Source organism: Natrinema longum (assembly GCF_017352095.1).
Lineage (GTDB): Archaea > Halobacteriota > Halobacteria > Halobacteriales > Natrialbaceae > Natrinema > Natrinema longum.
On sequence record NZ_CP071463.1, the window covers coordinates 550,041 to 575,971 of the forward strand.

Consider the following 25,931-nt stretch of genomic DNA (forward strand, 5'->3'; position numbering starts at 1 on the left):
GCTCGGTCGCGTAGCCATGATCGTGTATACTTTCGGCTCGAGGAAAGAGCAACGCTTACAGGTTCGTGCGTTCCGCTATCGACCATGCGAGAGACCGTGCTCCTGATCGGCGGCGGTGGCCGCGAACACGCCATCGCCCGTGCGCTCGAGGACAGCGAAGCCGACCTGTACGCCTGTGCCGGCAACAAGAATCCCGGTATCACCCGTCTCGCCGCCGGGTTCGAGTCGCTCGAGACGACCGACCCCGAGGCAGTCGTCGACTACGCCGAGGACGTCGACGCGACGATCGCCGTCATCGGCCCCGAAGCACCGCTCGAAGCCGGCGTCGCGGACGCACTCGAGGCCGCTGGCGTCTACGCGTTCGGCCCCAAAGCGGAAGACGCCCGCATCGAGACGGACAAGGCGTTCCAGCGCCGTTTCATGCGGGAAAACGACGTTCCGGGCTGTCCGGACTTCGAAACCTTCGACGACGTGGAGGCGGCCTGTGACTTCATCGACGACTACGACGGCGACCTCGCGATCAAGCCCGCCGGGCTGACCGGCGGCAAGGGCGTCAAGGTCATCGGCGACCAGGTCACCGCCGAGGAGGGCAAGGCCTACATCCGCGACTCCGAGTACGACCGGATCGTCTTAGAGGAGCGGCTGATCGGCGAGGAGTTCACGATTCAGGCGTTCGTCGCGAACGGCGAGTTCCGGACCGCGCCGGCAGTGCAGGACCACAAGCGCGCCTACGAGGGCGACGAGGGCCCGAACACGGGCGGCATGGGCAGCTACTCCGACGCGACCGACGAGTTGCCGTTCATGACCGAGGACGACTACGACGAGGCCGTCTCGATCATCGAGGCGACCGTCGACGCCCTCGAGGACTACCGTGGCATCCTCTACGGTCAGTTCATGCTGACCACCACGGGCCCGCGCGTCGTCGAATTCAACGCCCGCTTCGGCGACCCAGAGGCGATGAATACGCTTCCCGTCCTCGAGACCGACTTCCTCGACGTGCTCACCGCCGCTCGCGACGGCGACCCGCTGCCGGAACTGGCGTTCGCCGAGCAGGCGACGGTCTGTAAGTACGCCGTCCCGGAGGGATACCCGACCGAACCCGAGGCGGGTGCGAAGGTGCAGGTCGACGAGGAGAGTGCGGGTGACGCCCTGCTGTACTACGCCAGCGTCGAAGAGCGAGACGACGGCATCTACACGACCACCTCGCGGTCGTTCGCGCTGGTCGGCGTCGCCGACTCGATCGACGAAGCCGAGGAGATCGCGGAAGACGCGCTCGCAGTCGCCGGCGAGGAGGGACTGCGCGTGCGCCACGACATCGGCAAGGCCGACCTCGTCCAGAAGCGAATCGACCACATGAACGAACTTCGCGGCGAGTAACGACCCCGACCGCCACAACACGATCACCCCGGTCGCTACCGCCGCCGACCGGTTCCGGTCACCGGGTTTCGGATCCTGTTCTTCAGCGACGGTTTCGATCGCCTCGCCGCCTGCATCCCGGACGACCCCGTAGGCGTACGTGCTGGGGTGGCGAATCGGTGGTGAGAGTCGACCCACTCGCTGACCCGTTCACCGGGGACCGTCGCTATCGCCGGTCGCGCCGTTGCTCGGTCCATATCGTCACATAGAACGGGATCGAGTAACGGGAGTCAGGCCGAAACAACGGCGATCGCCGCTGCGGCCAGCCCACCACCCACCAGGAGGATCGTACTGTAGGCCGCGACGCGGTTCCGAAAGCCGTCGTTCGTCGACGTCGTTGCCAGCAACGCCTTGACCACGATGCTCGAGACCGTCGCGAGCAAGATCGCGATCGTCGCCTCGGCCGGACCGAGCTGCCCGCCACGATAGAGGACGACGGCGGAGGTCGTCGCGCCGGCACTCGAGACGAAGCCGCTGGCGACGGCGGTCGCGTAGAAGCCCAGCGTTCCGAACCACGTCTCGGCCAGCGATCCGAACACGAGGACGACGAGGAAGACGGCCCCGAACGCGAGGGCGTTCTTCAGCGAGAACGGGCTCTCGAGCTCCATGGGGCCGGACTCGCTCCAGTCAGCCGTGAGGGCGGCGACGGCGAAGGCGAGCAGGATGACGGCTCCGAGCGGAACGACCGCCTCGACGAGAATGCCGGTCTCACCGCCGGCGGTGAAGCCGACCGCGATCGCGAGGTTGCGGGTGGCCATGGCGGCGTTCGCCAACAGGATCGCGGCGACGGCGTAAGAGGCTGCCTCGGGGCGCTGGTTGACGTGATCGAGCATCGTTCCGACGACGGCCGTCGAGGAGGCCAGGCCGCCGAAGAAACCGGTGATCGCGATGCCGCGCCCGCCGTAGGTCGAGACGATCGCGTAGTTGGCGATGCCGATCCCCGCGACGGCGACGACCATCAGCCAGATGACCTGGGGCTCGAGCGGGATCGTGACCCCTGCGACTTCGGGCTCGTACGTGGCCGGAAGGAGCGGATAGATGACGAACGCGAGGATGGCGAACTCCGTCGTCGAACGCATTTCCTCGCGGGAGAGCCCCCAGGCGAATTCGTGGAGCTCCCGTTTCAACACGAGCAGCAGCGACGAGAGGACGGCGACGGTAACGCCCTCGAGGATGAACCCGGCAGCGACAAGCACCCCGATGCCGTAGGCGACGAGCATCGAGACCGACGTCGTCAACGAGAGTCCCGTGTCGGCCGGGTCCTCTTCGGTAAGCCCCTGGACGGCGAGCAACACTCCCTGGACGATCACCAACAGCCCACCCAGAAAGAGGAGGCTTTCGCCGACGTCGCCCTCACGGACGAGGACGGTAAAGACCGCACCGAGCAGGCTGATCAGTGAAAACGTGCGGATGCCGGCGGACTTCTGGGACCACTCGCGCTCGAGTCCGAGGAACATCCCCAGTGCGCCGGCCAGCGCGAGCCGGACGATCGGTTCCTCGAGGGGCGCGTCGGCGACCTGCAGCGCAGCCTCGTTCACTACTGCTCGTTTGCTATGGCCACATATAAACGACGCGCCGGTGACGAGCGGGGCCACACGACCCGCAGTAGCGACTGGGGGCGGCCTCCGACGGCGGTGGCGAAGTCCGACTGCGTCGACGGGCGCTCTTTATAAGTCGACGTACTGGGATTCCCACTCGCGGCGCGCCTCGAGTTCGCGGCGACCGCGACGGGTGAGCGTATAGAAGTTCGTTCGCCGATCGCGGCGGCCCTTTTCGACGAGTCCCTTGTCGACGAGGGTGTCGAGGTTGGGATAGAGCCGGCCGTGATGGATCTCTTTCTCGTAGTACTGCTCGAGTTCTTCTTTGATCGCCAGTCCGTGGGGTTCGTCCTCGCCAGCGATGACGTAGAGCAAGTCACGCTGAAATCCTGTCAGGTCGTACATTGGGAAAGTACCAATCACACTTACTGTCGAATTTTAATAAGGCTATCGGGTTGTTCCGATCGAAAGAGGGCTATTACCAGTGAGGAGCCACGTTTTCGGGACAGAAAACCCATAACACCCGTGACGAATCGCTCGGTCGACCACACATAATGAGTGGTTCATGTTTACAGTTCAGTGATTACGTTTCGGTACAATTATATTGAATAACGCCAAGCGCTGTCGGCTTCGAACGAAGTCGCGACTATCGCACTCGCGTCGCTCCAGCGTGTAGTACATCGAAACAGGAAAGCAGATCGCGTGACGGAAAAATGTCACGCGATCGCTTGCCGCCCTGAATTGGTCCCCGCTGACGCTTCGGCCCTCCAAGCGAAGCGTCACGTGAAAGGTTCTGTTGGAGGGACTTAAAGGTAACGACACAGTGTCCGGTCAGACGCGGGGTCGACCGCTCCCGACACGTCCTCGATCACATGTGTTCTTCCTCGAGCACCCAGCCGATCGCGCGCTTGTAGTAGGTAAACATCTCTTCGACACCGTCGTGTCGCATGTCGTCGCTCTCGAGGTGTTCTTTGAGGAACTCGTACTGCTCGCGGATCTCGTCTTCGTCACGCATACGGAGTAGTATCGACCGAGGGGGCAAAAAAGCCGCCACGCCGAATCCCAGGCCGTCGGTCGAGAGTCGCGAGTCGGCGGCGACGTCGATCCTCCGTTTCGATCCGGAAAGAGCGGTTTCCGTCCTGAAACGATCGTCAGAACCGTTCGACAGCTCCACCTGAATCCCATTCAGTAGAGAGGTCGTTCCCGAGCCGGACCGGGCTCGATGGGAGCGTCTCGATTGCGGCGATCGGAGATCGATTACACGTCTTCGGTCTCGTTGTCACCCGTAGTCTCGTTGCCGTCTTCGGTTTCGTTTGCGGCCCCACCGTCTTCCCCGAGCATCAGGGTAACCTCTTCGTCGGCCCCATCGATTTCGACGTCGTCCTCGGCTTCCTGCCCCCCGTCTTCGGCGCTCACAGTGTACTCTCCGTTCTCGAGTTCCTCGAATTCGACGTCGCCGTTCTCGTCGGTTTCGTCTTCCATCGGGAAACTCTGGGTGGCGGCACCGTCTTCGGTCTCGTTGGCCGATTCGTTGGCTGATTCGTTCTCGGACTCGTTCTCCGATTCGGTGACCGACTCGTTGGCCGACTCGTTCCCCGATTCGTTTTCCGATTCGTTCCCCATCTCTTCGTCGCCCATGCCGCCGACGCCCGCCTCCTCGAGAGTGACGGTCGCGCCTTCGACCGGTTCTTCCTGGTCGTCCTGAACCGTCGCTGTCAGCGTATACGTTTCGTCGCCGCTTTCCTCGTCGGTCTCGTTGTCCCCAGCAGGTTCCCCGTTGCCGTCTTCCGTTTCGTTGTCTTCGTCACCCGGGCCGCCGTCAGCGCAACCGGCTAACGCGAGTGCGCTTGCTGTTCCTGCCGCGGCCACGAACGTCCGTCGGTTCAGTTGGGTACCGGACATATATTCGGGTAGGACGTTCCGGTTGGTTTCGATGTGGCCTGCACCTGCCGTCCGTTAATCACCTATTGAACGACGCCACGACACTGATGACCATCATCGTCGATTGAACGACGTTCCGACGCAACCGACGCTCAGGCGCGGGCGACTGTCGTCGCTTTCACACCGCTCAGGGCAGCCATTGGGCCACGATCGAGCGTCGGCGGATCCGATTCCCGTCCACGGTCGGTCCTCGCCGACCGCCGATCGCGTCGTTCGAGCATCCGTCGCCGGTCCGGTGGGCCTTTTGGTATCCCGGCCGTAGTCGCTCACATGAAGATCCGGGGTGAGCGCGAGTGCACGGAGTGTGGGACCCGCTGGTCGTACTACGAGACCGGGAGTGTCGGCTGTCCGGGCTGTGGCAGCCTGCAAAGCGTCGGCGTCGACGAACGCACCGAACACACCGATCTCCAGGTGGCGTTCGATCTCACCCCCGTTCGGAACGCGATCGACGACGTCGCGACCGACGACCTCGCCGAACGCGCTCGGGACCGCTGTCGCGAGTACGTTCGCCGACGCGGATTCGTCAACGCCGGGACGCTCCGCGAACTCGACGATACCTACCTCGCCGCGACCGAACTGCTCCACGTCGCCGACATCGTCGCCCGCGAGATCCACCTCGAGGAGCGCGAAGAGCTGTACTTCCTCGCGTTACTCCGGGACGCCGATCAGGGTGAGCGTCCGCCCGTCGACGACGTCCCTCGCTCGCTCCGGGCGGCCCGCGGCCTCGCGTACGCGAACGCGATCCGTGAGTACCGACGTGACGTTCGGACCTGGACGGACGACCGCAACCTGACCGCGAGCGAGCGAAGCGCACTCGAGACACTGGGCGAACACGTCACGCGGATTCGAATGCTCGACGGCGACGTCGAGCCACGGACTGCCGAACGGCTCGTCGAGGCGACCCGCAACCTGACAAACGGCCTTCGCGGCGACGAACTCGCGTTCACACGGTCCCAAGAACGGTTAGAGAGCCTCGAGTTCGGTTCGATCGACTGACCCGACGGAGAACGAGCGACCGACGCGGAAAACGGAGCCGGCGGGGCCGCCATCGACGCGGCCGTGTCACCGTTCGTGGTGATCGATTCCGTTCGCCGAGATCGAAACCGGAGCCGGCGAACGCGACGAAAAGCGGGAGACGCGAAATCGAACCCGGGACCGGCGACTCAGGGGAGGTCGACGGCGACGTCTTCCTGCAGACTCGCGGCTTTGACCGTGTTGTAGAGCAACATCGCACGGGTCATCGGGCCGACGCCGCCGGGGACCGGGGTGATCGCGCTCGCTTTCTCCTTGGCGCTCTCGAATTCGACGTCGCCGACGAGTTCGTACCCCTTGTCGGTGTCGGCGTCGACGCGGTTGATTCCGACGTCGATGACGACGGCATCCTCACCGATCATCGACCCGTCGATCAGTTCCGGAGCGCCGACCGCTGCAACCACGATGTCCGCGTTCCGCGTCTTCGTAGCGAGATCGTCGGTTCGGGAGTGACAGACCGTCACCGTCGCGTTGCCGTCGTCGGCTTTCTGAAACAGGAGGTTCGCGAGCGGTTTCCCGACGATCCGGGAGCGACCGACGATCGTTACGTCGGCGCCCTCGGTTTCGATATCGTACGCCTCGAGCAGTTTCTGTACGCCGTGTGGCGTACAGGGACGGAAGCGAGCATCGCCGGCGACGAGACGACCGACGTTCTCCGGATGGAACCCGTCAACGTCCTTCGCGGGGTCGATCCGTCGGATTACCTCGCGATAGTCGATGTGGTCCGGGACGGGGTCCTGAACGAGATAGCCGTGAACGTCGGGATTCTCGTTGAGGTCGTCGATCGTCTGGTACAGCTCCTCGGCGGGCGCGTCACCGTCGACGTCGACGTGGTGACCGTCGATGCCGACCTCCTCGCAATCGCGTTGTTTCATATTTACGTAGGTCTGGCTCGCGGGATCGTCGCCCATGAGCACGGTCGCCAGTCCCGGCCGTGAACCTGCGTCGGCGAGTGTCTCGATCGCGTCTGTCAGATCGTCCCGAATCTCGCTCGCGACGGCGTTGCCGTCGATGATCTCGGTCATTACTCGAGTGGGCGACCGCGAGGCTCATTAATCCCCGGATTCGTGCTCAGAACTGGGCCAGTATCGGCCCGAATATACACGTACGTGGATACATCTTCTCAGAACCGCTCGTCGAGGAACGTCCGGATCGCGTCGTTTGCCGCCTCCGGCCCCTCGAGGTTCGAGGTGTGTCCCGCCTCCGGGATCAGTGCCATCTCGGCGTCGGGCAGCTCCTCGACCATCGGCTCGGCCTGTTCGGGCGCGATCGAGGGGTCCTCCTCGCCGTGGACGATCAGGACCGGCACGTCGATCTCCGAGAGCCGGTCGGTCACGTCCTCGCGACCGAGCCACGAGTTGAGTTCATAGTGGACCGCCCGGCCGGGATAGGTGGCCCAGCGATCCACCCACGCCTCGACGAGTTCCGGGTTCTCCTCGTGGGTCGTCTGGCCGAACAGTTCGCCAGTCGAGCCCGCCGCGATCTCGCGGGGCAGCGGCTCGAGGACGTCCTCGTAGGGCTCGACGAGGGCCTCGTACTCCGCCCGCTCCTCCTCGGGATGGGGCGTCGCCATCGAGTCGATCAAGACCAGCCCGTCGACCCGCTCGGGGTACTCGAGGGCAAAGCGCAGCCCCATGAACCCGCCCATCGACATGCCGGCGATGACCGCGCTGTCCTCCCCGATCCCGTCGAGTAGCGCCGCACAATCGTCGGCCAGCTCCCACAGATCGTACTCCGGCGCGTACCGGTCCGTCCGCGCCCGCAGGTCGTAGGCGACCGCCCGGTACTCGTCTTTGAGGGCCTCGAGTTGGGGCTCGAACATCGTCCGATCCATCAATGTCCCGTGGGCGAAGACGACCGGCCGTCCCTCGCCGACGTCGGTGGTCAACGCGTCGGTTCTGGTTCGGTACATCGCCGTCGCCGTTTCGTCACTCATGCTAACTAGACTCATTGGTAAGTTACAAAAGGTATTCGGTCCGAAGGGATCTCGCTCGAAACGGGCGACGATCGGCGACGTGGTTCCCAGCACCAACGCGGTCGTGGACCTCACCGGTCTCGAGCCTGCCTAAGAAGTCGCGGAAAAACGGGATCGCGTGCCGTTCGTAGCCGGACCGGCCGAGGCGACGCGGCCGTCGACTACTCGTAAAGCGGGTTGGCGTCGCAGAGGTCGTCGACCTCGGCGCGGACCTCCTCGATGACGGCCTCGTCTCCGGGGGCGTCGACGACGCGGGCGATCAGGTCACCGACCGTCCGGCAGTCGTCCTCGTCGAAGCCGCGGGTCGTCAGCGCCGGCGTGCCGGCACGGATCCCGCTTGGATTAAACGGCGAGCGCGTCTCGCCGGGCACCGTGTTGCCGTTGAGGACGATACCGGCCTCCTCGAGGACGTCTTCGGCGTCGCCGCCGGACGTGTCCGGGTGGCTCTCGCGCAGATCGACGAGCACGAGGTGGTTGTCGGTCCCCTCCGAGACCAGCGAGAGGCCGTTCTCCGTGAGGGACTCGCCGAGCGCTTTCGCGTTCGCGACCGTCTGTTCGGCGTAGTCCTCGAACGCGGGCTCGAGGGCTTCCTTGAAGCCGACGGCCTTGCCGGCGACGTTGTGCATGAGCGGGCCGCCCTGCCCGCCGGGGAAGACGGCGGCGTCGATGTCGTCGGCGTACTCCTCGTCGCACATGACGATCCCGCCGCGGCCGGCGCGGATGGTCTTGTGAGTCGAACCGGTGACGAAGTCGGCGACGCCGACCGGCGAGGGGTGGACGCCGGCGGCGACGAGTCCGGTGATGTGGGCGATGTCCGCGAGGTGGAGCGCGTCGACCTCGTCGGCGGCCGCCTGAACCCGCTCCCACTCGATTTCGCGCGGGTACGCGGAGTACCCCGACACGATGATGTCGGGATCGAACTCGGCGGCGTGGGCCGCGAGGGAATCGTAATCGATGTAGCCCGTTTCGGGGTCGACCTCGTACTGTTCGACCTCGTAGAGCTGCCCCGTGAAGTTCGCCGGGTGACCGTGACTGAGGTGGCCGCCGTGGTTGAGATCCAACGAGAGGATCTTGTCGCCGGGCTCGAGCATCGCGAAGTAGACCGACTGGTTGGCCTGCGTGCCCGAGTGGGGCTGGACGTTGACGTGGTCGGCACCGAACAGTTCCGTAGCGCGGTCGATCGCGAGCTGCTCGACCTCGTCGGCGTACTCACAACCGCCGTAGTAGCGCTCGCCGGGATAGCCCTCGGCGTACTTGTTCGTCAAGGCGCTGCCCTGCGCGTCCATGACCGCCTCGCTTGCGTGGTTCTCGCTGGCGATCATCTGTAACGTCTCTCGCTGGCGGTCTACCTCGGCCTCGAGGGCGTCGGCGACGGCGGGATCGACGTCCCGAACCTTGTCGTGGTTCATATCCGAACTGCAGTCTGGCGGCTGTATAAGTGTACCCTTCCCCGGCAAGTCGAGCCACTATCGAGTACTCCCGAACAGTAATTGCCGTTTGGAACAGGTACCCCGATACAACTAACTTCTCCCAGTGACATTCAGCCAACCGAATGATAGAGTGGGCGGTAGACGGCGACACCCTCCACGTCACCGACGCGGACAACGCCGAGCTAACGGTCATCGGTGACGAACTCGTCGTCGACGGCTCCGGCGTCGACATCTCGCGGCCAGTCGACGACACGATCGTGCTGACGACTGACGAACTCCGGTTCCCGCACGCGGTCGTCTACGCGTTCTCCCTCGGCCTCGAGGATCAGCACGAACTCGACCCCACTGGGGAGCCGCTCTCGTTGTCTCCCGACGAGTACGTCATCGACATCGACACGGAGATCAAGTCCTACCTTCGGTTCTCCGGCTCCGCAACGATCCGGAAGACCGACGATTACGAGGAGGTCGTCGTCTCCTTTCCGGACCGAACGCGCGTCATCCTCGGCGTCCGCTGTCGTCACGAGTTCCCCGCCGGGACGATCACCGTCCCCGACTCCCCCTCGGCCATCGCCGAGGCCATTACGCGGATGGCCGCCTCACACAAAACGGAGCGACCGGACCGGTCGTACCCCACGCTTCGGGGCCACCCGTCACTGATCGAGCACGGCGATACCCTCGAGATCCCGGATTGTATTCGGTCCGATACCCCCGATCACGGGATCGAGCTGGTCGTCCCGCCGGACTACGAGTCGCTGTTCGTGACTGCGCCGCTGGCGTACTACCTGCAGGCAACCGTGCGGACGACGGGGACGGGAACCGGGACCCCAACCGGGACGGATCACGCCCGGCCCCGACTCCGACTCGCCGATCACGCGATCGAGGAGCGACTCGCGCCGATGCCCGAACTCGAGCGCGACGTCGAACGGTTGCTCCGGAAGACCTTCTTTCTCGACTGTCTCGTCCGTAACGTGGGCCCGTACGGAACGACCCTCTCGGAGTACAGCCTGCTCGACGCACTCGAGCTCGACGCCAACGCGCTGTACGATGCCACCCCCCAGGATCGGCTCGCGACCTACCTCGATGTCCCCTACGCGGCGATCAAACACCGGCTTCCGGAGTGGCACCTCTCGACGTACGTCACCCCTGCCTACGACAGCGTCGAGACGCTCCCGTTCCTGCTCGACCGGCTGAGCATGATCTACACGCCCCAGACCTCGGAACTCGAGGGCCAGGAACTGGTCGAACGCTCGCTCGAGGACTTCTATCGGGGTGGCGATCCCGGACCCGGGACCGCGAGCGGACGACCGCCTGCCCCGGACAGAGCGAGCACCGGACAGGTCGCCTCGGTCGACATCGTCAAACCCGGACTCCGGAACGGCCGAACCCACGGCTGGCTCGCCGATGGCGTCCCGATCGACGTCTTCAAGTCCACCCCAGAGGCCTATCACAACCGCCTGAACTTCCTCGAACGGACGAGCGATTCGACCTCGATCTGTGTCGTCCTGAACGATCCGGAGATGGCCGGCGAACACGACGACGTCGCCGAAATCTATCACCAACGCTCCGACGAACTGTCGATGGACGTCACCGTGGCGGAATCGCTCGATACGGCCGCCCTCGCCCGCGTTTTCGAGGATGATCACGACTTCGTCCACTACATCGGTCACTGCGAGACCGACGGGCTCTGTTGTCCCGACGGCACGCTTTCGACCTCGAGCCTCGAGCGCTGTAACGCCCAGACGTTCTTCCTGAACGCCTGTGGCTCGTTCTACGAAGGGATGGGATTGATCCAAAAGGGTAGCGTCGCCGGTGCCGTCACGTTCACGAAAGTCCTGAACGACCACGCCGTCAAGGTCGGCTCGACGTTCGCCAAACTGCTCGTTCACGGCTTCAGCATCGAACGAGCGATGGGACTCGCCCGAAGACGAATCATGATGGGCAAAGACTACGCCGTCGTCGGCGACGGCACCCACTCGCTCACACAGGGCGAGACCCCCTTTCCGACGACCGCCACACTCGAGGAACTCGACGACGTCGAGAGCGAACCGCAGTATCTACTGACACTCGATTGCTACTCGACGCGAGTCACCGGCTCGTACTACTTTCCCCACACCGAAACCAACGAGTATGCCTTCCTCTGTGGCAACGAATCGAGCTTTACGCTTACCGAACCGGAACTCGCGACGATGCTCGAAGAAACGGAGGCCTCAGTTATCTACGATGGCGACATCTACTGGTCGAAAGAATTGAGTCGCCGGTTCGATCGATAACTCGGTTACGGGCCGCCGTACGTACTGACCCGCTTTGCTCGCGCCGTCAATTGCCGCGACGACCGATCCGCGTTCTGCCCGATTCTCGTCCGCTCTGCCAACTCCTGTACGACCCACCACAGTCGATTGTGTCGAACACCCATACGATACGGTAATAACACGGTTCATGTATATAGTTATTGTTGACAAATTGATGTCTCGGATCACCCAACCCAGTCCCCGAGACGTCTGCACTGCTGGAGGGCCGATACTGAGACGGACACTCGAGACAGTGGCCGACCCACGGATGGTATCTCTCGATTCACATGTCCGGCTGAGATAGGATCGTTTCGTTGGCGAACTAACGAATGTAGGGACAAAAATCACCGGTTCAGGCGCTAAACGAGAAGTTCTGCTGTGCAAACGGCCACCAAAATTAAGTAGACCGATCCCGATTACTTCTGTATAGACATGACTTCGAATTTACTAAACCATCAGATTGACGATATCCTCGACTCCATGCTCGAGGACGCGACCGGTGACGTGTATATGGTCAACCCGTCTGCAGACGCCATCGAAGAGTTCGTCGCCGTCGCGACTGCGTTCGACGGGGACCTGCCGTCGGTCCACATGCTCGCCGACGAACGAACCCTGAAAGACGTCATGGACGACTTCATCGTCGCCTCGAACGCGGCCGATCTCATCAGCGAGGGGGCACTCTCGATGCGCACGCTCGAGGAAGCACCCGAAAACTCGCTGCTGGTCAGCGACGATCGCGTGATCGCCATCGTCCACGCCGGCGACCGCGTCGGCGGGCTGATCACCGACGACGAGAGTTTCGTCGCGGACACCTTCGACACCTACGCCGGCCGCTGGGACGGTGCCACCGAATTCAACCTTCGAACGCCCCCGATTACGGACGTCCGCGAGACCCTCGCCGACGAGATCAGCCCCGAAGCCGAGGCGGATTTCACTGCGATCCTCAACTCCCTCGAAACCGCTCGCGGGGACGGCAACGGGCTCGACGAGGTCACCATCTCGCTGCTCGTTGCAGCCAAAAACGAGGCGCTGCTCTACGACATCAGCAAGTGGGGCGAAGACGTCGGCATCGCCTCCAAGGCGACGTTCTCCCGAACGAAGACCAAGCTCGAGGACATGGGCCTGATCGACACCGAGAAGGTCCCGATCGACGTCGGCCGCCCGCGCCTGCGTCTCAAGATCGGCGACGACCGACTCAGCGAGGCCGACAACGGCCAGCTCGCGACGGTGGCGCAGTCGATTCTCAACTAGCGAAATTTTGCTCTGCGGTCTATCGCGCTGGCGGCAAAGCCGCCAGCGCGATGTCCCTCGGCAAAATTTCGATCAAAAGCACTCGCACCGACCTTTTTCCGCTCGGGTTCACTTCGTTCACCACTCGCGCAAAAAATCTCGACCAAAAAAGGCCGCTCGCTCACTTCGTTCGCTCGCGGTAGATTACGGGTAAGCGCCTGCCCTCCCCCGAGTCCCGCGCCCTCACGATTCGTTCGGGCGCGCTCCCGGCCATGTAATTCTGTACGCCCCTCAGTAGCGGACTGGGAGTCAGTTCCGGCGGGGCGCACGATCGGCAGATACATATCCGCCGTGATTGTAGTGTCGGCTCAGTGTGACGATGGACGCCCGTCAGCTCTATGTTGTCGGTCTCGGACTGGGACTGATCGGAAGTCTCGTCACTGTCGTCAGCCTTGTACTCGCTGGGTTCGTGACCACCGCGGTTATCGGGCTCGGAACGACGTTCACCTTCGCGGTCGGTCTTGACAACGTCTTCACGAGGGAGGATTTCGATCGGGAGCATTCGTTGATTTACCGCGTCGTCAACTGTGGCGGTGCCGTCATCGTGGTCGCTCTCGGTCTCCTGATGCTCACAGTGGGGATCGTCTCTTTCAGGACGTTCGTGTGACGGATCGCTCGTCATCGACTGATTGCGTCACTCTCGTCTGCTGGGACTTTCAGCTACGGTTTGGGACTAACGAACACTCTCTACGATCGAATTCCATATTCGATCAGTCGGTCGCCACATGGCGCAAACCCCAAGTCGACGCCGTGAGACGGGTCACATATGTACGAGGCCGTCCACGCCCATCCCGACGGACAGAGCACGGTCGCCAGGCTCGCACAAACGGCGGCCGACTACGGCTACGAGGGCGTGGTCGTGCGTAATCACGACGACGCTCGAGCGGACTACGATCCCGAACGGATCCGCGCGGAGTACGGGCTCGACGTCGTCGAGGGCGTCGAGATCCGGGCCGACGACCCCCAGCAAGCGGGCGGGTCGGTGGGGAATTATCGAACGTCGGAAACGATCGTCGGGATCCACGGCGGGACGACGGCGCTGAATCGCTTCGCCGTCGAACAGCCGAAAGTCGACGTGCTCGCACATCCGATGACCGAGAGCGGCGACGTCAACCACGTGTTGGTGAAAGCCGCCGTCGAAAACGGCGTCCGCCTCGAGTTCGACCTCTCGGGGGTGCTACGAGAGAGCGGCGGTCGTCGTGTCCGGATCCTGCAATCGCTGCGAAAGCTCCGGGAAATCGTCGCCCACTACGACGCTCCCTACGTCGTGAGTGGGGATCCGACCTCACACCTCGAATTACGGGCACCGCGCGAACTGAAAGCGCTCGGCGACCGGATCGGCTTCTCGCCCGAGTTCGTCGAGGACGGCCTCGCGGAGTGGGGGCGGCTGGCCGAGCGCAATCGGCACGTCGACTCCGAGTCGTTCATTGAGCCGGGGGTCCAACGGGGCAGGTATGAAGAGGACGCTTGAGGAACACGCCGCCCGGTTCGACGAGAAGGCCGGCGAGTACGACGACTCGAAATCCGAGGAGTATCACGCCTGTGCGAACCTCGTTGTCGAACACGCTGCCCCCGGCGAGGACGACGTCGTCCTCGACCTCGCGACCGGGACGGGTGCGATCGCGCTCGCGCTCGCCCCCGACGCGAAGCGGGTGGTCGGCCGCGACATCAGCGAGGAGATGATGGCCGAAGCCACGCGGAAAGCCGCCGAGGCGGGCCTCGAGAACCTCGCGTTCGATCACGGCACCTTCCGTGAGCCGGCGTACGACGGTCCGGTCGACGTAGTCACCTCGAACTTCGCCTTACATCACCTCTCGGACGAGGAAAAGCGCGAGGCGATCGCGGTCATCGCCGACCTCGAGCCCCGTCGGTTCGTCCTCGGGGACGTGATGTTCTTCGGGGAGCCCGACCCCGACGAGCCGTTCTACTCGCCCGAGGTCGACGATCCGGCGACCGTCGGCGTGCTCGCGGACGCCTTTACCGACGCCGGCTTCTCGCTGACGGCCGTCGAACGGGTCCACGACCAGGTTGGCGTATTAGTCGCAGAACGGGGTCCGACCGACGTCGACGCGGCGGCCGAATAGGATGAAACATCTCCCGAAGCACCTCCGGCCGCGCTGGCGATATCTCGCCGTCGAACTCGAGAGTTGGCCCGACGAGCGGATCGACAGCCGATCGTTCCAGCGGGAGTTGTGGTACGCGGGCCAGAACCTCCTGGGCGATCCGGGCAGCGCCGACGCCGATCTGACGGTCGTTCGGTTCGCGTTCGCCGACGGCCGGGGGGAAGCGATCGTCAGGGTCCGACGTGGTGAGACCGAACCCGCTCGAGCGGCACTGGCCTGTATCGACGCGATCGACGGCGCTCCCGTCGGGATTCGGGTCCGCGGTATCAGTGGCACGATCCGGGCGGCTGAAGAAAACTATTTAGGACGCGGCGGGCAAGATTCCGACGAGAGAAACGTCGTGTTCGGGAACGAAGAGCGAGTCGCCGTCCTGCGGGACGGCGTTGGGGACGTCCGACTCGATGAGGCGTTCGTGGGCGCGACAGACCTCGATTACGATCTCGTGTGATACTATGCAGGGACAACAACAACAACAGGCGTACGACCGCGGCATCACGATCTTCTCGCCCGATGGTCGACTCTACCAGGTCGAGTACGCTCGTGAGGCGGTCAAACGAGGCACGGCGAGTATCGGAGTCCGAACGAACGGCGGCGTCGTCCTCGCGGTCGACAAACGAGTCCCCTCCCCGCTGCTCGAGGACTCGAGCGTCGAAAAGATTCACAAGGCCGACGACCACATCGGTATCGCCAGCGCGGGCCACGTCGCCGACGCCCGCCAGTTGATCGACTTCGCACGCCGCCAGACGCAGGTCAACCAGCTCCGATACGGCGAGCCGATCGGCGTCGAGACGCTGACCAAGGAAGTCACCGACCACATCCAGCAGTACACCCAGGTCGGCGGTGCCCGCCCCTTCGGCGTCGCGTTGATCGTCGGCGGCATCCAGAACGGCGAACCGCGCCTGTTCGAGACCGACCCCTCGGGGACTCCCTACGAGTGGAAGGCACTGGCCGTCGGTTCCGACCGCGGCGAACTCCAGAACTACCTCGAGGAGCACTACGACGACGAGGCCGACTTGGATGGCGGCATCCAACTCGCCCTCGACGCGCTCGCGTCGGTCAACGACGGCTCCCTGCTCCCCAACGAAGTGGGACTGGCGACCGTCGACGCCGAAACCGAGTCCTTCGAACAGTTCGACCAGGACCGTATCGCCGACTACCTCGAGGAGAACGACCTCCTCGATACCGGCGAGGACGACGAAGAGTCCGCCGAGTAATCGAGTCGACGACGTCCGTTCCGTTTTCGGCTGCCGGTGTGTGGACGGTCGATCACCGACGACCAGCGGTGTGACCGTCCGGGCCGGGTCTCGAGACGGTCCGACGGAGTCAGCCGTGATTGCCGCTTACGTCGGGAAACACTCTTTTCATTGGCGAGGGAAGAGTCCGGTATGATTTCGCTTGACGAGGCGGTGACAGCGCGACTCGAATCACACGGGGCGCGTTTCGAAGTGCTCGTAGACCCGGACGCGGCGCTGGAGATCAAACGCGACGAGTTCGAGGGCGACCTCGAGGACGTAATCGCCGCCGAGGACGTCTTCGAAGACGCCTCTCGGGGGGATCGACCTGCGGAGGCCGACCTCGAGAAGGTCTTCGATACCACGGAGCCACTCGAGATCATTCCCGACGTGATCAAACAAGGGGAGATTCAGATCACGGCCGATCAGCGCCGCGAGATGCAAGAACAGAAACGCAAGCAGTTGATCGATACCATCACGCGCAACGCAGTCAACCCACAGATGGACAACGCACCGCATCCGCCCGAACGGATCGAGAACGCCCTGGAGGAGGCCGGCTTTACCGTCGATCCGATGGAGCCGGTCCAGGAACAGGTCGACGACGCGCTGGACGCCCTGCGGCCGGTGATCCCGATCCGATTCGAGGAGGTCACCGTCGCCGTGCAGGTGCCGGCCGATTACGCCGGCAGCGCACAGGCGAAGATCCGTCAGTTCGGCGATCTCGAGCGCGAAGAGTGGCAAAACGACGGCTCCTGGATCGGCGTGCTCACCTTCCCGGCGGGGCTCCAAAACGAGTTTTACGACACCGTCAACGAACACACCAGCGGCAACGCGGAGACGGAAATCGTCAAGGACAAAGACGATCTGAAGACGCGATAGCGGGGTCGCTCGCAGCCGCCGAACGCCGGCGTTATCCGCGTTTGAAACCGACCAGGAAGCCGCCGGTAAAGCCCGCACCGATCGACAGCGTCGACACGATCGACTGGACCCAGTGGACGTCCGCCGCACCCTGGGCGCGTTGCTGGGTTTTCAACAGTCCGGCCGAGAGTCGATTCCAGTCGACGAAGAGGATGCCCTGGGACTCGAGGTAACGAAAGAGCATCAACTGAACGCCGACGATGATCGCGAGGAGTTTCGCGATTTTCTTGGCGGCGAACCCGATGATGCCGCCGATTGCTGCGCCGCCCCCGAACTCCAGCCCGAGGGTCGTCGGATCGAGATCGATCATCGTTCGCTCCCATTCGAATCAGTTCCTATGATTGTTGTGGTCGGAGCCCGCCGACGAGAGCCCGGTCGATCGAACGGAGGCACTGTCGCGGGGTGCGGTAACTCGACGGCGTGAACGCACGAGCCGGGACGACGCATCGGGCGCGGGATTCAAGACGGTTCGTCGCGTACGGCCGGCTATGAACGACGTGCGTCCAACCGAGGTGTTCGGTCGGCATCGTTAACGTATCCGGGTCCACGCGGCGGTGCCCGTCACGTCGGTGCAACCGGCACCCGAGAGCGACGGGTCACGGGACCGACGAGCGGCACCGCTCGAGCGAGCACGTCCGATCACGCCCGGCATACACACAGCCACCCGCATGAACACGATTATCGCCAAACGCGTCGATTCCGGCACGGCCGACACGAGCGAGATCCGCGACCTGGCCCGCGCGGCGGGCTATACCGTCGTCGGCGAAGTCACCCAGTCCAGACGGGCCGACCCGGCCCTCCAGATCGGCGAAGGAAAGGCCCAGGAGTTGGCCGAGTTGGTCGCGGAAACCGACGCCACGACCGTCGTCTTCGACAACCGGCTCGGTCCCTACCAGATGTACAACCTCGGGCAGCTCCTGCCCGAGGGCGTCGAAGTCGTCGACCGCTTTACCCTGATCCTCGAGATCTTCGGCCAGCGCGCCCAGACGCGGAAGGCCCAGCTCCAGGTCGAGTTGGCCGAACTCCGGTACGAACTCCCGCGTGCGGAGGCCAAGACCAGCCTCGCCAAGCGCGAGGAACACCCCGGCTTCATGGGGCTTGGCGAGTACGACGAGAGCCGCGAGCGGGACATCAAGGCCCAGATCAGCCGGATCAACGACGAACTCGAGCGGATCGAGCAGACCGAACAGCACCGCCGGGAGCGCCGGCGCGATTCGGGATTCGATCTGGTCGCACTGGCTGGCTACACCAACGCGGGCAAGTCGACCCTGTTGCGCCAGCTCGCGACCGACCTCGAGGTCGAGGAAAACGAGGAGCTCCACCCCGATCTGGATCCGACGGCCGAGTCCCAGGACAAACTGTTCACGACGCTCGGGACGACGACCCGGCGGGCTGACATCGATCGGCGAGACGTGCTGGTGACCGACACCGTCGGGTTCATCAGTGATCTCCCCCACTGGCTGGTCGAGTCGTTCAAGTCGACGCTGGATTCGGTCTATCGGGCGGATCTGGTCTTGCTCGTCGTCGACGTCAGCGAACCGATCGACGAGATCCACGAGAAGCTGGTCACCTCTCACGACACTCTCTACGAGCGCAACGAGGCCCCGATCGTGACCGTGCTGAACAAGATCGACCAGGTCAGCGACGAGGACCTCGCCGAAAAGCGCGAGGCGCTCTCGTCGCTCGCACCGAACCCGGTCGCGGTCAGCGCCAAGGACGGGCTCAACGTCGATCGCCTGCTGGAGCGGATCGACCACGAACTGCCCGACTGGGAAGAAGAACGGCTCATGTTGCCGATGACGGACGACACGATGAGCGTCGTCTCGTGGATCCACGACAACGCCAACGTCGACGACGTCACCTACGGCGACGAGGACGTCGTCGTATCCTTCGAGGCCCGACCGGCGGTCATTTCCCAGGCCCGCTCGCGTGCAAGCGAGTTGCGGACGGCGGCGGCCGAGTCGGCGTAATCGATCCGACGCACGAGAGCGGTCGGCGTGATCGGCGGGCCGGTCGTGCTTCTCGACCGAGGATTCTCGGGACACACGTCACTGATTCCGGTATTACTCGAAGACAAAGACCAGTCTACCCGAGGGGACCTGTGTCGTTCTCTGGGTCGAACGAAACGGTCGGGAACGTCCGGCTGTTTCCGTCGATCCGTGGCTCACAGCAGCGAACGCACCACGGACGCCCTCCGTCGAGTCATTCGATGGCAACAACGCCATCGATGGTCACTGCGGCACCACCAAGGAGTTCGCAGACGCCGACGGTTGTGCGCGCGGGCTGTGTCTCGTCGAAAAATTCTTCATACGTTTCGTTGACGCTCCGATACGCGTCCATGTCTGCAAGATACAGCGTCAATTGCAGAACGTGGGACGGATCTTTCCCGTACCGACGGAGCTCCGCCTCGAGGTTTTCGAGACAGATCTCTAGCTGTCGCGATGGCGGTTCGGTACGAGCGACTTCCCCATCCTGCTCTGGGAGGGTTCCCTCGAGAAAGAGGAGATCGGAACTCCCAGTTTTCTTTCCGAACGCGCCAGTGAACGCCGATCCGTCCCGCTGCTTTCGGCTGGACTCGCTGGCACGAACAGGACGAGACTCGGCTATCTGTTCGTTTTCCATGATTCAGTTTATCTTTCTCTCAAGTATAAGCATTGGGGGATAATCTGGTGGAATGGGGACTTCTATGGCGTTAAAAGCGGTTACAAGCGCATAATTGCCGCTTCAATCTGGACGTATTAATTGACACATCGTTCAAGCTAGTAGCGATAGTGCAAGCGACGAAGCGACTTCGGCGATGCTTCGACCGAACGTGGTGGATATCGGAGCAACTGTCGAGCGTCACCGTGACGAACTCGGGACACTCGCAGCGGCCCTTGGGACAGTCACTCTCGAACTCGGTCTCCGGGAACGCTTGCCAGCGAGTCCCGCTGAACGATCGTTCGTCTCCTCGTCACTGCACGGGAGGAACTCCGTTTCTGCGAATCGAACGTAGTTGTCGCCGTGACAGAGTAGGGTAACGCGACCCACGGACACGGGCCACCCTGCGACGACGAGAGCTGTATCAACCGTGGCCGGATGCGATCGCCTCGAGAACTGGTTACTAACCACATCATATAAATCGCTGACCTGAGTGGCTTGGGATATGGAACGTGTTGCAATCATCGGCGCTTCGATGACCCAGTTCGGGCAGCGGGAGGGGGAGTGGATCCAGGATCTCCTCGCCGAGGCTGGTATCGAGTGTCTCGAGGATGCGGGTGTCGAGGCCGACGCGGTCGAGCATCTGTACGTCTCGAACATGGCAAGCGGCGAGTTCGAGGGCCAGACCGGCGTGCCCAACGCCTTGGCCCACGACCTCGACGCGATGCCGGCGTACACGCAGCGAGTCGACCAGACGAGTTCGAGCGGCGGCGCGGGGATCTTCGCCGCCTGGCAGTCCGTCGCCAGCGGGGCCAGCGACATGACCCTGCTCGTCGGCGGCGAGAAGATGACCCACAAGACGACCGGGGAGGCCACCGACGTCATCGCGTCGCTGACCCACCCCGTCGAGTACAAGACGGGCGTGACGCTGCCGTCCTTCGCCGGACTGACGGCGCGTCACTACCTCGAGCGGTTCGGCGCGCCCCGGGAGAGCCTCGGGAAGGTGGCAGTCAAGAACCACGAGAACGGCGTGGACAACCCCCACGCGCAGTTTCAGAAGGAAGTCGACCTCGAGACGGTCCTGGAGTCACCGATCGTCGCCGACCCGCTGCGGCTGTACGACTTCTGTCCGATCACGGACGGCTCGGCGGCGCTCATGCTCTGTCCGGAATCCGTCGCACGGGAGTACACGGACGACTACGTCGTGATTTCCGGGATCGACGGCGCGACGGATACCCACGTCGTCCACGAGCGCGAGGATCCGACCGTGATGGGCGGCGTCGTCGAGAGCGGCAAGGGTGCCTACGAGATGAGCGGCTACGGTCCAGACGACATCGACGTGGCCGAACTCCACGACATGTTCACCATCCTCGAGTTCCTGCAGATGGAGGGGCTGGGCTTCGCCGAGCAGGGCGAAGCCTGGAAACTCGTCGAGGACGGCCACACGGAACGCGACGGCGAGTTACCGATCAACACGTCGGGCGGACTCAAGTCCAAAGGGCACCCGCTGGGTGCGAGTGGTGTCGCCCAGGGTGTCGAGATCTACGAACAACTGATGGGAGAGGCCGGCCCGCGACAGGTCGAGGCGGACGTGGGGCTGTGCTGTAACGTCGGCGGCTTTGGCAACTGCGTGATCACGACAATCATGGAGGCTGCACAATGACGTTCGAGGCGACGCGTTACGAGGACGGTTCGATCAGCTACCCCGGTCATCCGCGTGGACCCGGCGGCACGGAGCCGGTCGAAACGATCGATCTCAGCGAATACACCGGCGAAATCGTCACCTGGACGACCAGCACGGCGACGCCGCCCGGCGTCCGCGAGCCCAATCACCTCGCGATCGTCGAGTTCGACGTCGAGGGTGAGTCGGTCCGCGCGATCGGTCAACTGACCACCGGCGACGTCGAGACTGGCGACGAGGTCCGTCCCGTCCACGTCGACGAACTCCGCGAACCCGGAGCGGGAATCAGAGAGCCCGACAGTCAGGAGTGGGACGGATACCGGTTCGAGCCGGCCTGAGCCGTCGCCGACTCCTAGCAGCGCAGCCAGCGCCAGCCGTTGTGCCGGCTCGCGGGCGAGTGCAACTACCGTTCGACAACTGCGATAGTCGGTATCGTCGTGGCCTCAACTCTCGCCAGGATCGTTTCCACCGTCATCGGCTCCGCCATCGTCCGCCACCGAGTCCTCGTCATCGCTCGAGTCCTCGGCCTCGTGTGGACCGTCGTCGTCCGCGTCGGCGTACTGATCCCGAAGCGTCTCGAGTTCGGCGTCGACGTCGACGGCCGGATCGGAGTCGTCATCGTCCGTCTCCGAGTCGGTCGGCGGCCCCTCTTCGATGTCGATCGCAACGCTCCCCTCGGACGTCGTTCGGTCCGGATCCGTCGCCTCCCGTTCGCGGTCAGCGGCGTTCCGAAGGCGGGTGTCCACGTCGTCGCGGAGTTCACGCGCCTCCTCGAGGAGGTCACGCGCCTGTTCGTTGGCCGGCAATCCGTCCCCCGACGCGGCCCGCTGGAGCTCTGCGAGGACGGTATCGAGCTGAGAGAGCGTCGTTCGGCGCAGTTCGTTCGCGCGCTCGCTGGTCGTCTCGGCGGCTGCCGTCGTTCGATCACGGGCCTCTCGCTCGGTTCGGAGGAGTTTCAGGCTCCGCTGGAACGCCTCGAGCGCGCGGACGCTCGTCTCGAGGACGGCCAGTGTGGCCGGCAGCGCGACGTCGTCGGTAAATCGAAGCAGCTCACGGGGCGTTGGCGGTCGGAGCGGCGGCCGGCGGCGCGGGTGCGATCCCTCGAGTTCCGTCCGGAGGGCGTCGATCGTCCGTGCCAGCTCGCGAACGGCGTCGACGAGTTCGTCGTCCTGATCGGCCATACCCACCCTACGATCGCTGGTGTGAAAAACCGGACGATCGGGTGGACGACGCGAGGGAACCGTCCCGATCGGAGACATCTTTTCGGATCTGACTGTAGCCACAATTTTTATACTGATTCCGGCTGACTGATAACACGAATGGAAGACGAGCAAGGGGGAGTCGTGTCCGATCGCGCGACGTTCGCGCGAAGGCTGGACGCGCTCAAGCGGGAGGGGAGCAACGTTTTGCTCGTTGGCGCGGCGGCGGGTACACACGAGACGGCCTGTCGACAACTGCTCGGGGCAGCGAAACGCGATTCTCGGTACCGCCTGTTCGTCACGAGCGAAGACGATCACGTTGCCTGCGAACGGACCGAAACTGCCGCGGACGAGCGGACACACACGATCGATTCGAGTGCGGTACTCGAAGCGGGAGCGAACACCCGAACGGAGAGCGGGCAGCCACCGCTGGGAACGCTCGGAATCGAAATCATCGAGGCGATCGACGAGTTCGCCGACGCCGCCGACGGTCTCGAGCCGTCGGAGCTTCGCGTCTGTGTCGACTCGATGGTTCCCCTGCTCCGGGCGTCCGATGCCGAGACGGTGTTTCGGCTGCTTCACGTGATGACGGCTCGTGTCACACAGGCGCGTGGAATGGGCCACTATCACCTGCCGCTCGCGGCCGACCACGACGCCGTCAATCTCCTCGAGCCGATGTTCGATGCCGTCGTCACGGTTCGGTCCCAGAACGGGACCGACGAACAGCGGTGGCACCTCCGGGACGCGGATACGACCACCGACTGGATCGAACTCTAACACGTTCAGGGCCGGTCGAATCGCGGGAACCGGGTCGACGCCGGCCGATCCAAGTGTTTTTACTCACCCCGTTCCCCTGCACTGGTGTGCGAATCGAGAACAGTTTCATTCCCGTCCGCGGCGTTGGGGAAACCACCGAACGACGCCTGTGGGAGAACGGCATTACGCACTGGGACGAGTTCGACGGCAGCGTCGTCGGGTCGACGCTGGCCGACCGCATCGAGGACTTCATCGACGAGGGGTGGACGCATCTCGAGCGCGGCGACGTCTCCGTTTTCGCGGACGCGTTACCCGCCTCGAGCCGCTGGCGGTGTTACGAGAACGTCAGCGACGAAACGTGCTTTCTGGACATCGAGACGACCGGACTCGACGCCGCGTCGAACGACGTGACGACCGTGAGCCTGCATCGTGCCGGCGAAACGAAGACCTTCGTCAAGGGGCGCGATCTCACGGCGGCGCGCCTCGAGCGCGAACTCGCCGAGTCGGCGCTGCTCGTCACGTTCAACGGCCAGCGCTTCGACGTCCCCTTCCTGGAGACGTGTTTCGACGTCGACGTCGATCTCCCACACGTCGACCTCATGTATCCCTGCAAGAAACTCGGACTCGACGGCGGGCTGAAAGCGATCGAACAGGAGGTCGGGATCGCCCGGGAGATGCCGGATCTCAGCGGCCGTGACGCGGTCCGACTCTGGCACGAGTACGAACGCGGCGACGAGGGGTCCCTCGAGACGCTCGTCGAGTACAATCGGGCGGACACGCGCAACATGGAGCCGTTGATGGAGATCGTCGCGGATCGGCTCCACGAGAACGTGTTCGAGGCGGCCACGAGGGGCGACTGAGCGGCCCGGGACCGGTCGTTCAGAGCGCCCGATCGACCGGAGAAACCGTTGTGTCTCGTTATCGACCGAGACTGCTGTACGTACCCGTCCGCGGACGACGACGGCCGCGAGACCGACGGCGGTCGGCTTCGCGACATCGATCTGCGGGACGTCGACGACGCAATCGACGCGACCGCCCTCAAGCAGGTGCTGGTGGCCGGTGGTGGCCGTACTGTCGTCTGCGGGCCGCCCTCGATGCTTGTCGTCGATCCGCGAGCGCGCGTTCACTGCCGTTCAACGACACTGAGACGCCGTGGATGGCCGCGATACTTCGTCGATCGAGACCGAGTACGAGATCCGTGCCGACGGGGAACGCGGCGACTACGGGCCGCCTCGTTGCTCGCCGGTCCGGAAACGGACGGGGTTCGATCGGTTCCCGCGGCGTGGCGAACGCGAACCGCCCGACGGGAGGTGTCTTACTCGGGATCGGAGACGTCGACCTCGCCGTCGCTCGTGACGACGACATCGTAGCCACAGAACGGGAACTCGACGCGACCAGTCGGTCGCTGGTGACCGTTCGCTCGAGTCTCGAAGAGCGAGTCGAGTGCTTCGGGGTTGATGCTCTCGTAGAGGGCATCGTATTCCGGCGGCTCGAGATCGACGGGATCGACGCCTTCCTGTTCGGCGATCGCAGCGATGACGTTGAAGCTGATAGACTGCCCATCTGCTGATTCCGACCGATCGGCTGAGAGTAGCATTGGCCGGACTCTTTCTTTGATCCAGTATAAATCCTCTGGCCCCAATCCGAGCTTGCGCACCACATATGGGCACTAGATGCCGAAGGTGTACATCAAGGCATTTATTTTACTAAAAATTATCTATGAATTTATTTTATTCACAAAATCAAAAACTGTTCAGGGATAGACAGTCGAGACGAAACGAGCGGTTGTGTCCGAAGCGAGCGGCAATCCGCGGTAATCGAGGACCGATTGACGAATGGGGTACATGTTCGGGACGAGCTACTGGGGGATCCGGGCCGTTGCTCGACGTACAATGAATCCCTTTTCGGGCGGACGATCGACAGCGACGGGCGACGGCGAGGGTGGCTTCGACCAGCTGACGACGTTCGAACCCGCACACATCCCGGAGCCGGGGTCGTTCCTCGAGGGGCACGACGTCCTCGAGGGTGACGATCACGTCGCCTTCCACGAGGTTACCCAGGAGCTGTTCGAGGAACGGGGCGTCTACGACGCGACGTTCGGCTACAACCTGGCGCGGCTCAACCTCGATCGCCGCCATCCCGACGCGGGATACCGGTATGCGGTCGACGCCGACGATCCGACCGTGCTCCGGGCGGAGTTCAGTCCGACGACGGAGTTCTGTCCGCAGGCCGACGCGCTCGTCAAGGGATCGTTTCGGGCGTGGAACGGCCTGAGCGATCGCCACGCGTACGAACTCGTCCGCGTCCGCGTTCGGTCGACCCACCACCAGTCCGAACACCTCAACGAGACGCTCGAGCGCCTCGAGAGCCAGTACCGCGAGTCCGGCGAGGTACCGACCGAGTCGGCCGGCAGCGGGCCGGGGGCTGCCAGACAGGAGGGCGACGAGACGACCGTGCACTCCCCGTTCTGAT

Annotated in this window: 27 protein-coding genes; 16 read left to right on the forward strand and 11 right to left on the reverse strand. The window is 63.8% G+C overall.

Annotated elements, in window-relative coordinates; genetic code table 11:
- The first annotated feature begins 84 nt into the window (after positions 1-84).
- Complete coding sequence (gene purD / locus J0X27_RS02660; RefSeq protein ID WP_207270927.1) at positions 85-1,377, forward strand: phosphoribosylamine--glycine ligase; 1,293 nt, start codon at positions 85-87, stop codon at positions 1,375-1,377.
- Between the two features lie 269 nt (positions 1,378-1,646).
- Here the strand turns inward: purD and J0X27_RS02665 are convergent, their stop codons facing one another.
- The 4 genes from J0X27_RS02665 to J0X27_RS02680 all read right to left on the reverse strand — a co-directional run bounded on the left by J0X27_RS02665 (position 1,647) and on the right by J0X27_RS02680 (position 4,856).
- Positions 1,647-2,954 carry an MgtC/SapB family protein gene (locus J0X27_RS02665; protein ID WP_207270928.1) on the reverse strand — a complete coding sequence of 436 codons (1,308 nt, stop codon included), beginning with the start codon at positions 2,952-2,954 and terminating at the stop codon, positions 1,647-1,649.
- A 129-nt stretch (positions 2,955-3,083) separates the two neighbouring features.
- The gene (locus J0X27_RS02670; protein ID WP_007108369.1) at positions 3,084-3,359 is read right to left on the reverse strand and encodes a PadR family transcriptional regulator; all 276 of its coding nucleotides are present in this window, start codon (positions 3,357-3,359) and stop codon (positions 3,084-3,086) included.
- 463 nt (positions 3,360-3,822) lie between these two features.
- The gene (locus J0X27_RS02675) at positions 3,823-3,969 is read right to left on the reverse strand and encodes a hypothetical protein (RefSeq protein WP_207270929.1); all 147 of its coding nucleotides are present in this window, start codon (positions 3,967-3,969) and stop codon (positions 3,823-3,825) included.
- Positions 3,970-4,211: 242 nt separating this feature from the next.
- Positions 4,212-4,856 carry a hypothetical protein gene (locus tag J0X27_RS02680; RefSeq protein ID WP_207270930.1) on the reverse strand — a complete coding sequence of 215 codons (645 nt, stop codon included), beginning with the start codon at positions 4,854-4,856 and terminating at the stop codon, positions 4,212-4,214.
- Between the two features lie 309 nt (positions 4,857-5,165).
- Here J0X27_RS02680 and J0X27_RS02685 point away from each other — a divergent pair, with 309 nt between their 5' ends.
- Positions 5,166-5,891 carry a DUF7117 family protein gene (locus J0X27_RS02685; RefSeq protein ID WP_207270931.1) on the forward strand — a complete coding sequence of 242 codons (726 nt, stop codon included), beginning with the start codon at positions 5,166-5,168 and terminating at the stop codon, positions 5,889-5,891.
- A gap of 167 nt (positions 5,892-6,058) precedes the next feature.
- Here the strand turns inward: J0X27_RS02685 and folD are convergent, their stop codons facing one another.
- The 3 genes from folD to glyA all read right to left on the reverse strand — a co-directional run bounded on the left by folD (position 6,059) and on the right by glyA (position 9,311).
- On the reverse strand, positions 6,059-6,952 hold the full coding sequence (gene folD / locus J0X27_RS02690; protein WP_207270932.1) for a bifunctional methylenetetrahydrofolate dehydrogenase/methenyltetrahydrofolate cyclohydrolase FolD: 894 nt from the start codon (positions 6,950-6,952) through the stop codon (positions 6,059-6,061).
- 98 nt (positions 6,953-7,050) lie between these two features.
- A complete protein-coding gene (locus J0X27_RS02695; protein ID WP_207270933.1) occupies positions 7,051-7,863 on the reverse strand; it encodes an alpha/beta fold hydrolase in 813 nt (270 codons plus the stop codon).
- A 200-nt stretch (positions 7,864-8,063) separates the two neighbouring features.
- Positions 8,064-9,311, reverse strand: coding sequence for a serine hydroxymethyltransferase (glyA, locus tag J0X27_RS02700; protein WP_207270934.1), 1,248 nt, complete (start codon positions 9,309-9,311; stop codon positions 8,064-8,066).
- 143 nt (positions 9,312-9,454) lie between these two features.
- Between glyA and J0X27_RS02705 the strand changes: the two genes are divergently transcribed.
- The 8 genes from J0X27_RS02705 (at position 9,455) to J0X27_RS02740 (ending at position 17,144) form a co-directional block, all read left to right on the forward strand.
- A complete protein-coding gene (locus J0X27_RS02705; protein WP_207270935.1) occupies positions 9,455-11,602 on the forward strand; it encodes a hypothetical protein in 2,148 nt (715 codons plus the stop codon).
- 450 nt (positions 11,603-12,052) lie between these two features.
- Positions 12,053-12,871 carry a transcriptional regulator TbsP gene (gene tbsP / locus J0X27_RS02710; protein ID WP_207270936.1) on the forward strand — a complete coding sequence of 273 codons (819 nt, stop codon included), beginning with the start codon at positions 12,053-12,055 and terminating at the stop codon, positions 12,869-12,871.
- A gap of 358 nt (positions 12,872-13,229) precedes the next feature.
- Positions 13,230-13,517 (forward strand): hypothetical protein, encoded by a 288-nt coding sequence (locus J0X27_RS02715; RefSeq protein WP_207272004.1) that lies wholly within the window; start codon positions 13,230-13,232, stop codon positions 13,515-13,517.
- A 159-nt stretch (positions 13,518-13,676) separates the two neighbouring features.
- On the forward strand, positions 13,677-14,381 hold the full coding sequence (locus tag J0X27_RS02720) for an RNase P subunit p30 family protein (protein ID WP_207270937.1): 705 nt from the start codon (positions 13,677-13,679) through the stop codon (positions 14,379-14,381).
- A complete protein-coding gene (locus J0X27_RS02725; RefSeq protein WP_207270938.1) occupies positions 14,365-14,994 on the forward strand; it encodes a class I SAM-dependent methyltransferase in 630 nt (209 codons plus the stop codon). Before J0X27_RS02720 ends, J0X27_RS02725 begins: the two co-directional genes overlap by 17 nt.
- 1 nt (position 14,995) lies before the next feature.
- On the forward strand, positions 14,996-15,481 hold the full coding sequence (locus J0X27_RS02730; protein WP_207270939.1) for an Rpp14/Pop5 family protein: 486 nt from the start codon (positions 14,996-14,998) through the stop codon (positions 15,479-15,481).
- Positions 15,482-15,485: 4 nt separating this feature from the next.
- On the forward strand, positions 15,486-16,247 hold the full coding sequence (psmA, locus tag J0X27_RS02735) for an archaeal proteasome endopeptidase complex subunit alpha (RefSeq protein WP_207270940.1): 762 nt from the start codon (positions 15,486-15,488) through the stop codon (positions 16,245-16,247).
- A gap of 171 nt (positions 16,248-16,418) precedes the next feature.
- A complete protein-coding gene (locus J0X27_RS02740; RefSeq protein WP_207270941.1) occupies positions 16,419-17,144 on the forward strand; it encodes a ribosome assembly factor SBDS in 726 nt (241 codons plus the stop codon).
- A 31-nt stretch (positions 17,145-17,175) separates the two neighbouring features.
- Here J0X27_RS02740 and J0X27_RS02745 read toward each other — a convergent pair whose 3' ends face one another.
- Positions 17,176-17,493 carry an FUN14 domain-containing protein gene (locus tag J0X27_RS02745; protein WP_207270942.1) on the reverse strand — a complete coding sequence of 106 codons (318 nt, stop codon included), beginning with the start codon at positions 17,491-17,493 and terminating at the stop codon, positions 17,176-17,178.
- Between the two features lie 358 nt (positions 17,494-17,851).
- Here J0X27_RS02745 and hflX point away from each other — a divergent pair, with 358 nt between their 5' ends.
- Positions 17,852-19,153 carry a GTPase HflX gene (gene hflX, locus J0X27_RS02750; RefSeq protein ID WP_207270943.1) on the forward strand — a complete coding sequence of 434 codons (1,302 nt, stop codon included), beginning with the start codon at positions 17,852-17,854 and terminating at the stop codon, positions 19,151-19,153.
- Positions 19,154-19,385: 232 nt separating this feature from the next.
- Here the strand turns inward: hflX and J0X27_RS02755 are convergent, their stop codons facing one another.
- On the reverse strand, positions 19,386-19,805 hold the full coding sequence (locus tag J0X27_RS02755; protein ID WP_207270944.1) for a RidA family protein: 420 nt from the start codon (positions 19,803-19,805) through the stop codon (positions 19,386-19,388).
- Positions 19,806-20,328: 523 nt separating this feature from the next.
- On the opposite strand from J0X27_RS02755, the gene J0X27_RS02760 reads away from it, so the two are divergent.
- Both J0X27_RS02760 and J0X27_RS02765 read left to right on the forward strand, forming a co-directional pair.
- The gene (locus J0X27_RS02760; protein WP_207270945.1) at positions 20,329-21,486 is read left to right on the forward strand and encodes a thiolase family protein; all 1,158 of its coding nucleotides are present in this window, start codon (positions 20,329-20,331) and stop codon (positions 21,484-21,486) included.
- On the forward strand, positions 21,483-21,842 hold the full coding sequence (locus J0X27_RS02765) for an OB-fold domain-containing protein (protein ID WP_207270946.1): 360 nt from the start codon (positions 21,483-21,485) through the stop codon (positions 21,840-21,842). The genes J0X27_RS02760 and J0X27_RS02765 overlap by 4 nt, the downstream gene beginning before the upstream one ends.
- 105 nt (positions 21,843-21,947) lie before the next feature.
- Here J0X27_RS02765 and J0X27_RS02770 read toward each other — a convergent pair whose 3' ends face one another.
- On the reverse strand, positions 21,948-22,685 hold the full coding sequence (locus tag J0X27_RS02770) for a DUF7547 family protein (RefSeq protein ID WP_207270947.1): 738 nt from the start codon (positions 22,683-22,685) through the stop codon (positions 21,948-21,950).
- A 138-nt stretch (positions 22,686-22,823) separates the two neighbouring features.
- On the opposite strand from J0X27_RS02770, the gene J0X27_RS02775 reads away from it, so the two are divergent.
- Both J0X27_RS02775 and J0X27_RS02780 read left to right on the forward strand, forming a co-directional pair.
- Entirely contained in the window at positions 22,824-23,480 is a 657-nt protein-coding gene (locus tag J0X27_RS02775) for a DUF7504 family protein (RefSeq protein ID WP_207270948.1), read from the forward strand.
- An 86-nt stretch (positions 23,481-23,566) separates the two neighbouring features.
- Positions 23,567-24,319, forward strand: coding sequence for a ribonuclease H-like domain-containing protein (locus J0X27_RS02780; protein ID WP_207270949.1), 753 nt, complete (start codon positions 23,567-23,569; stop codon positions 24,317-24,319).
- A gap of 455 nt (positions 24,320-24,774) precedes the next feature.
- Here the strand turns inward: J0X27_RS02780 and ddfA are convergent, their stop codons facing one another.
- Positions 24,775-25,056, reverse strand: coding sequence for a DdfA family disk-determining factor (gene ddfA, locus J0X27_RS02785; protein WP_207270950.1), 282 nt, complete (start codon positions 25,054-25,056; stop codon positions 24,775-24,777).
- Between the two features lie 247 nt (positions 25,057-25,303).
- On the opposite strand from ddfA, the gene J0X27_RS02790 reads away from it, so the two are divergent.
- Entirely contained in the window at positions 25,304-25,930 is a 627-nt protein-coding gene (locus J0X27_RS02790) for a DUF7998 family protein (RefSeq protein ID WP_207272006.1), read from the forward strand.
- The last annotated feature ends 1 nt before the right edge of the window (position 25,931 follow it).

Coding starts and splice junctions, on each gene's coding strand:
- hflX (WP_207270943.1), top strand. CDS start 17,852: ATGAACACGATTATCGCCAAACGCGTCGATTCCGGCACGGCCGACACG.
- J0X27_RS02725 (WP_207270938.1), top strand. CDS start 14,365: ATGAAGAGGACGCTTGAGGAACACGCCGCCCGGTTCGACGAGAAGGCC.
- J0X27_RS02790 (WP_207272006.1), top strand. CDS start 25,304: ATGTTCGGGACGAGCTACTGGGGGATCCGGGCCGTTGCTCGACGTACA.
- J0X27_RS02720 (WP_207270937.1), top strand. CDS start 13,677: ATGTACGAGGCCGTCCACGCCCATCCCGACGGACAGAGCACGGTCGCC.
- J0X27_RS02705 (WP_207270935.1), top strand. CDS start 9,455: ATGATAGAGTGGGCGGTAGACGGCGACACCCTCCACGTCACCGACGCG.
- J0X27_RS02775 (WP_207270948.1), top strand. CDS start 22,824: ATGGAAGACGAGCAAGGGGGAGTCGTGTCCGATCGCGCGACGTTCGCG.
- tbsP (WP_207270936.1), top strand. CDS start 12,053: ATGACTTCGAATTTACTAAACCATCAGATTGACGATATCCTCGACTCC.
- J0X27_RS02675 (WP_207270929.1), bottom strand. CDS start 3,969: ATGCGTGACGAAGACGAGATCCGCGAGCAGTACGAGTTCCTCAAAGAA.
- glyA (WP_207270934.1), bottom strand. CDS start 9,311: ATGAACCACGACAAGGTTCGGGACGTCGATCCCGCCGTCGCCGACGCC.
- ddfA (WP_207270950.1), bottom strand. CDS start 25,056: ATGCTACTCTCAGCCGATCGGTCGGAATCAGCAGATGGGCAGTCTATC.
- J0X27_RS02770 (WP_207270947.1), bottom strand. CDS start 22,685: ATGGCCGATCAGGACGACGAACTCGTCGACGCCGTTCGCGAGCTGGCA.
- J0X27_RS02685 (WP_207270931.1), top strand. CDS start 5,166: ATGAAGATCCGGGGTGAGCGCGAGTGCACGGAGTGTGGGACCCGCTGG.
- psmA (WP_207270940.1), top strand. CDS start 15,486: ATGCAGGGACAACAACAACAACAGGCGTACGACCGCGGCATCACGATC.
- J0X27_RS02765 (WP_207270946.1), top strand. CDS start 21,483: ATGACGTTCGAGGCGACGCGTTACGAGGACGGTTCGATCAGCTACCCC.
- J0X27_RS02730 (WP_207270939.1), top strand. CDS start 14,996: ATGAAACATCTCCCGAAGCACCTCCGGCCGCGCTGGCGATATCTCGCC.
- J0X27_RS02740 (WP_207270941.1), top strand. CDS start 16,419: ATGATTTCGCTTGACGAGGCGGTGACAGCGCGACTCGAATCACACGGG.
- purD (WP_207270927.1), top strand. CDS start 85: ATGCGAGAGACCGTGCTCCTGATCGGCGGCGGTGGCCGCGAACACGCC.
- J0X27_RS02760 (WP_207270945.1), top strand. CDS start 20,329: ATGGAACGTGTTGCAATCATCGGCGCTTCGATGACCCAGTTCGGGCAG.
- J0X27_RS02695 (WP_207270933.1), bottom strand. CDS start 7,863: ATGAGTGACGAAACGGCGACGGCGATGTACCGAACCAGAACCGACGCG.
- J0X27_RS02670 (WP_007108369.1), bottom strand. CDS start 3,359: ATGTACGACCTGACAGGATTTCAGCGTGACTTGCTCTACGTCATCGCT.
- J0X27_RS02680 (WP_207270930.1), bottom strand. CDS start 4,856: ATGTCCGGTACCCAACTGAACCGACGGACGTTCGTGGCCGCGGCAGGA.
- folD (WP_207270932.1), bottom strand. CDS start 6,952: ATGACCGAGATCATCGACGGCAACGCCGTCGCGAGCGAGATTCGGGAC.
- J0X27_RS02745 (WP_207270942.1), bottom strand. CDS start 17,493: ATGATCGATCTCGATCCGACGACCCTCGGGCTGGAGTTCGGGGGCGGC.
- J0X27_RS02755 (WP_207270944.1), bottom strand. CDS start 19,805: ATGGAAAACGAACAGATAGCCGAGTCTCGTCCTGTTCGTGCCAGCGAG.
- J0X27_RS02715 (WP_207272004.1), top strand. CDS start 13,230: ATGGACGCCCGTCAGCTCTATGTTGTCGGTCTCGGACTGGGACTGATC.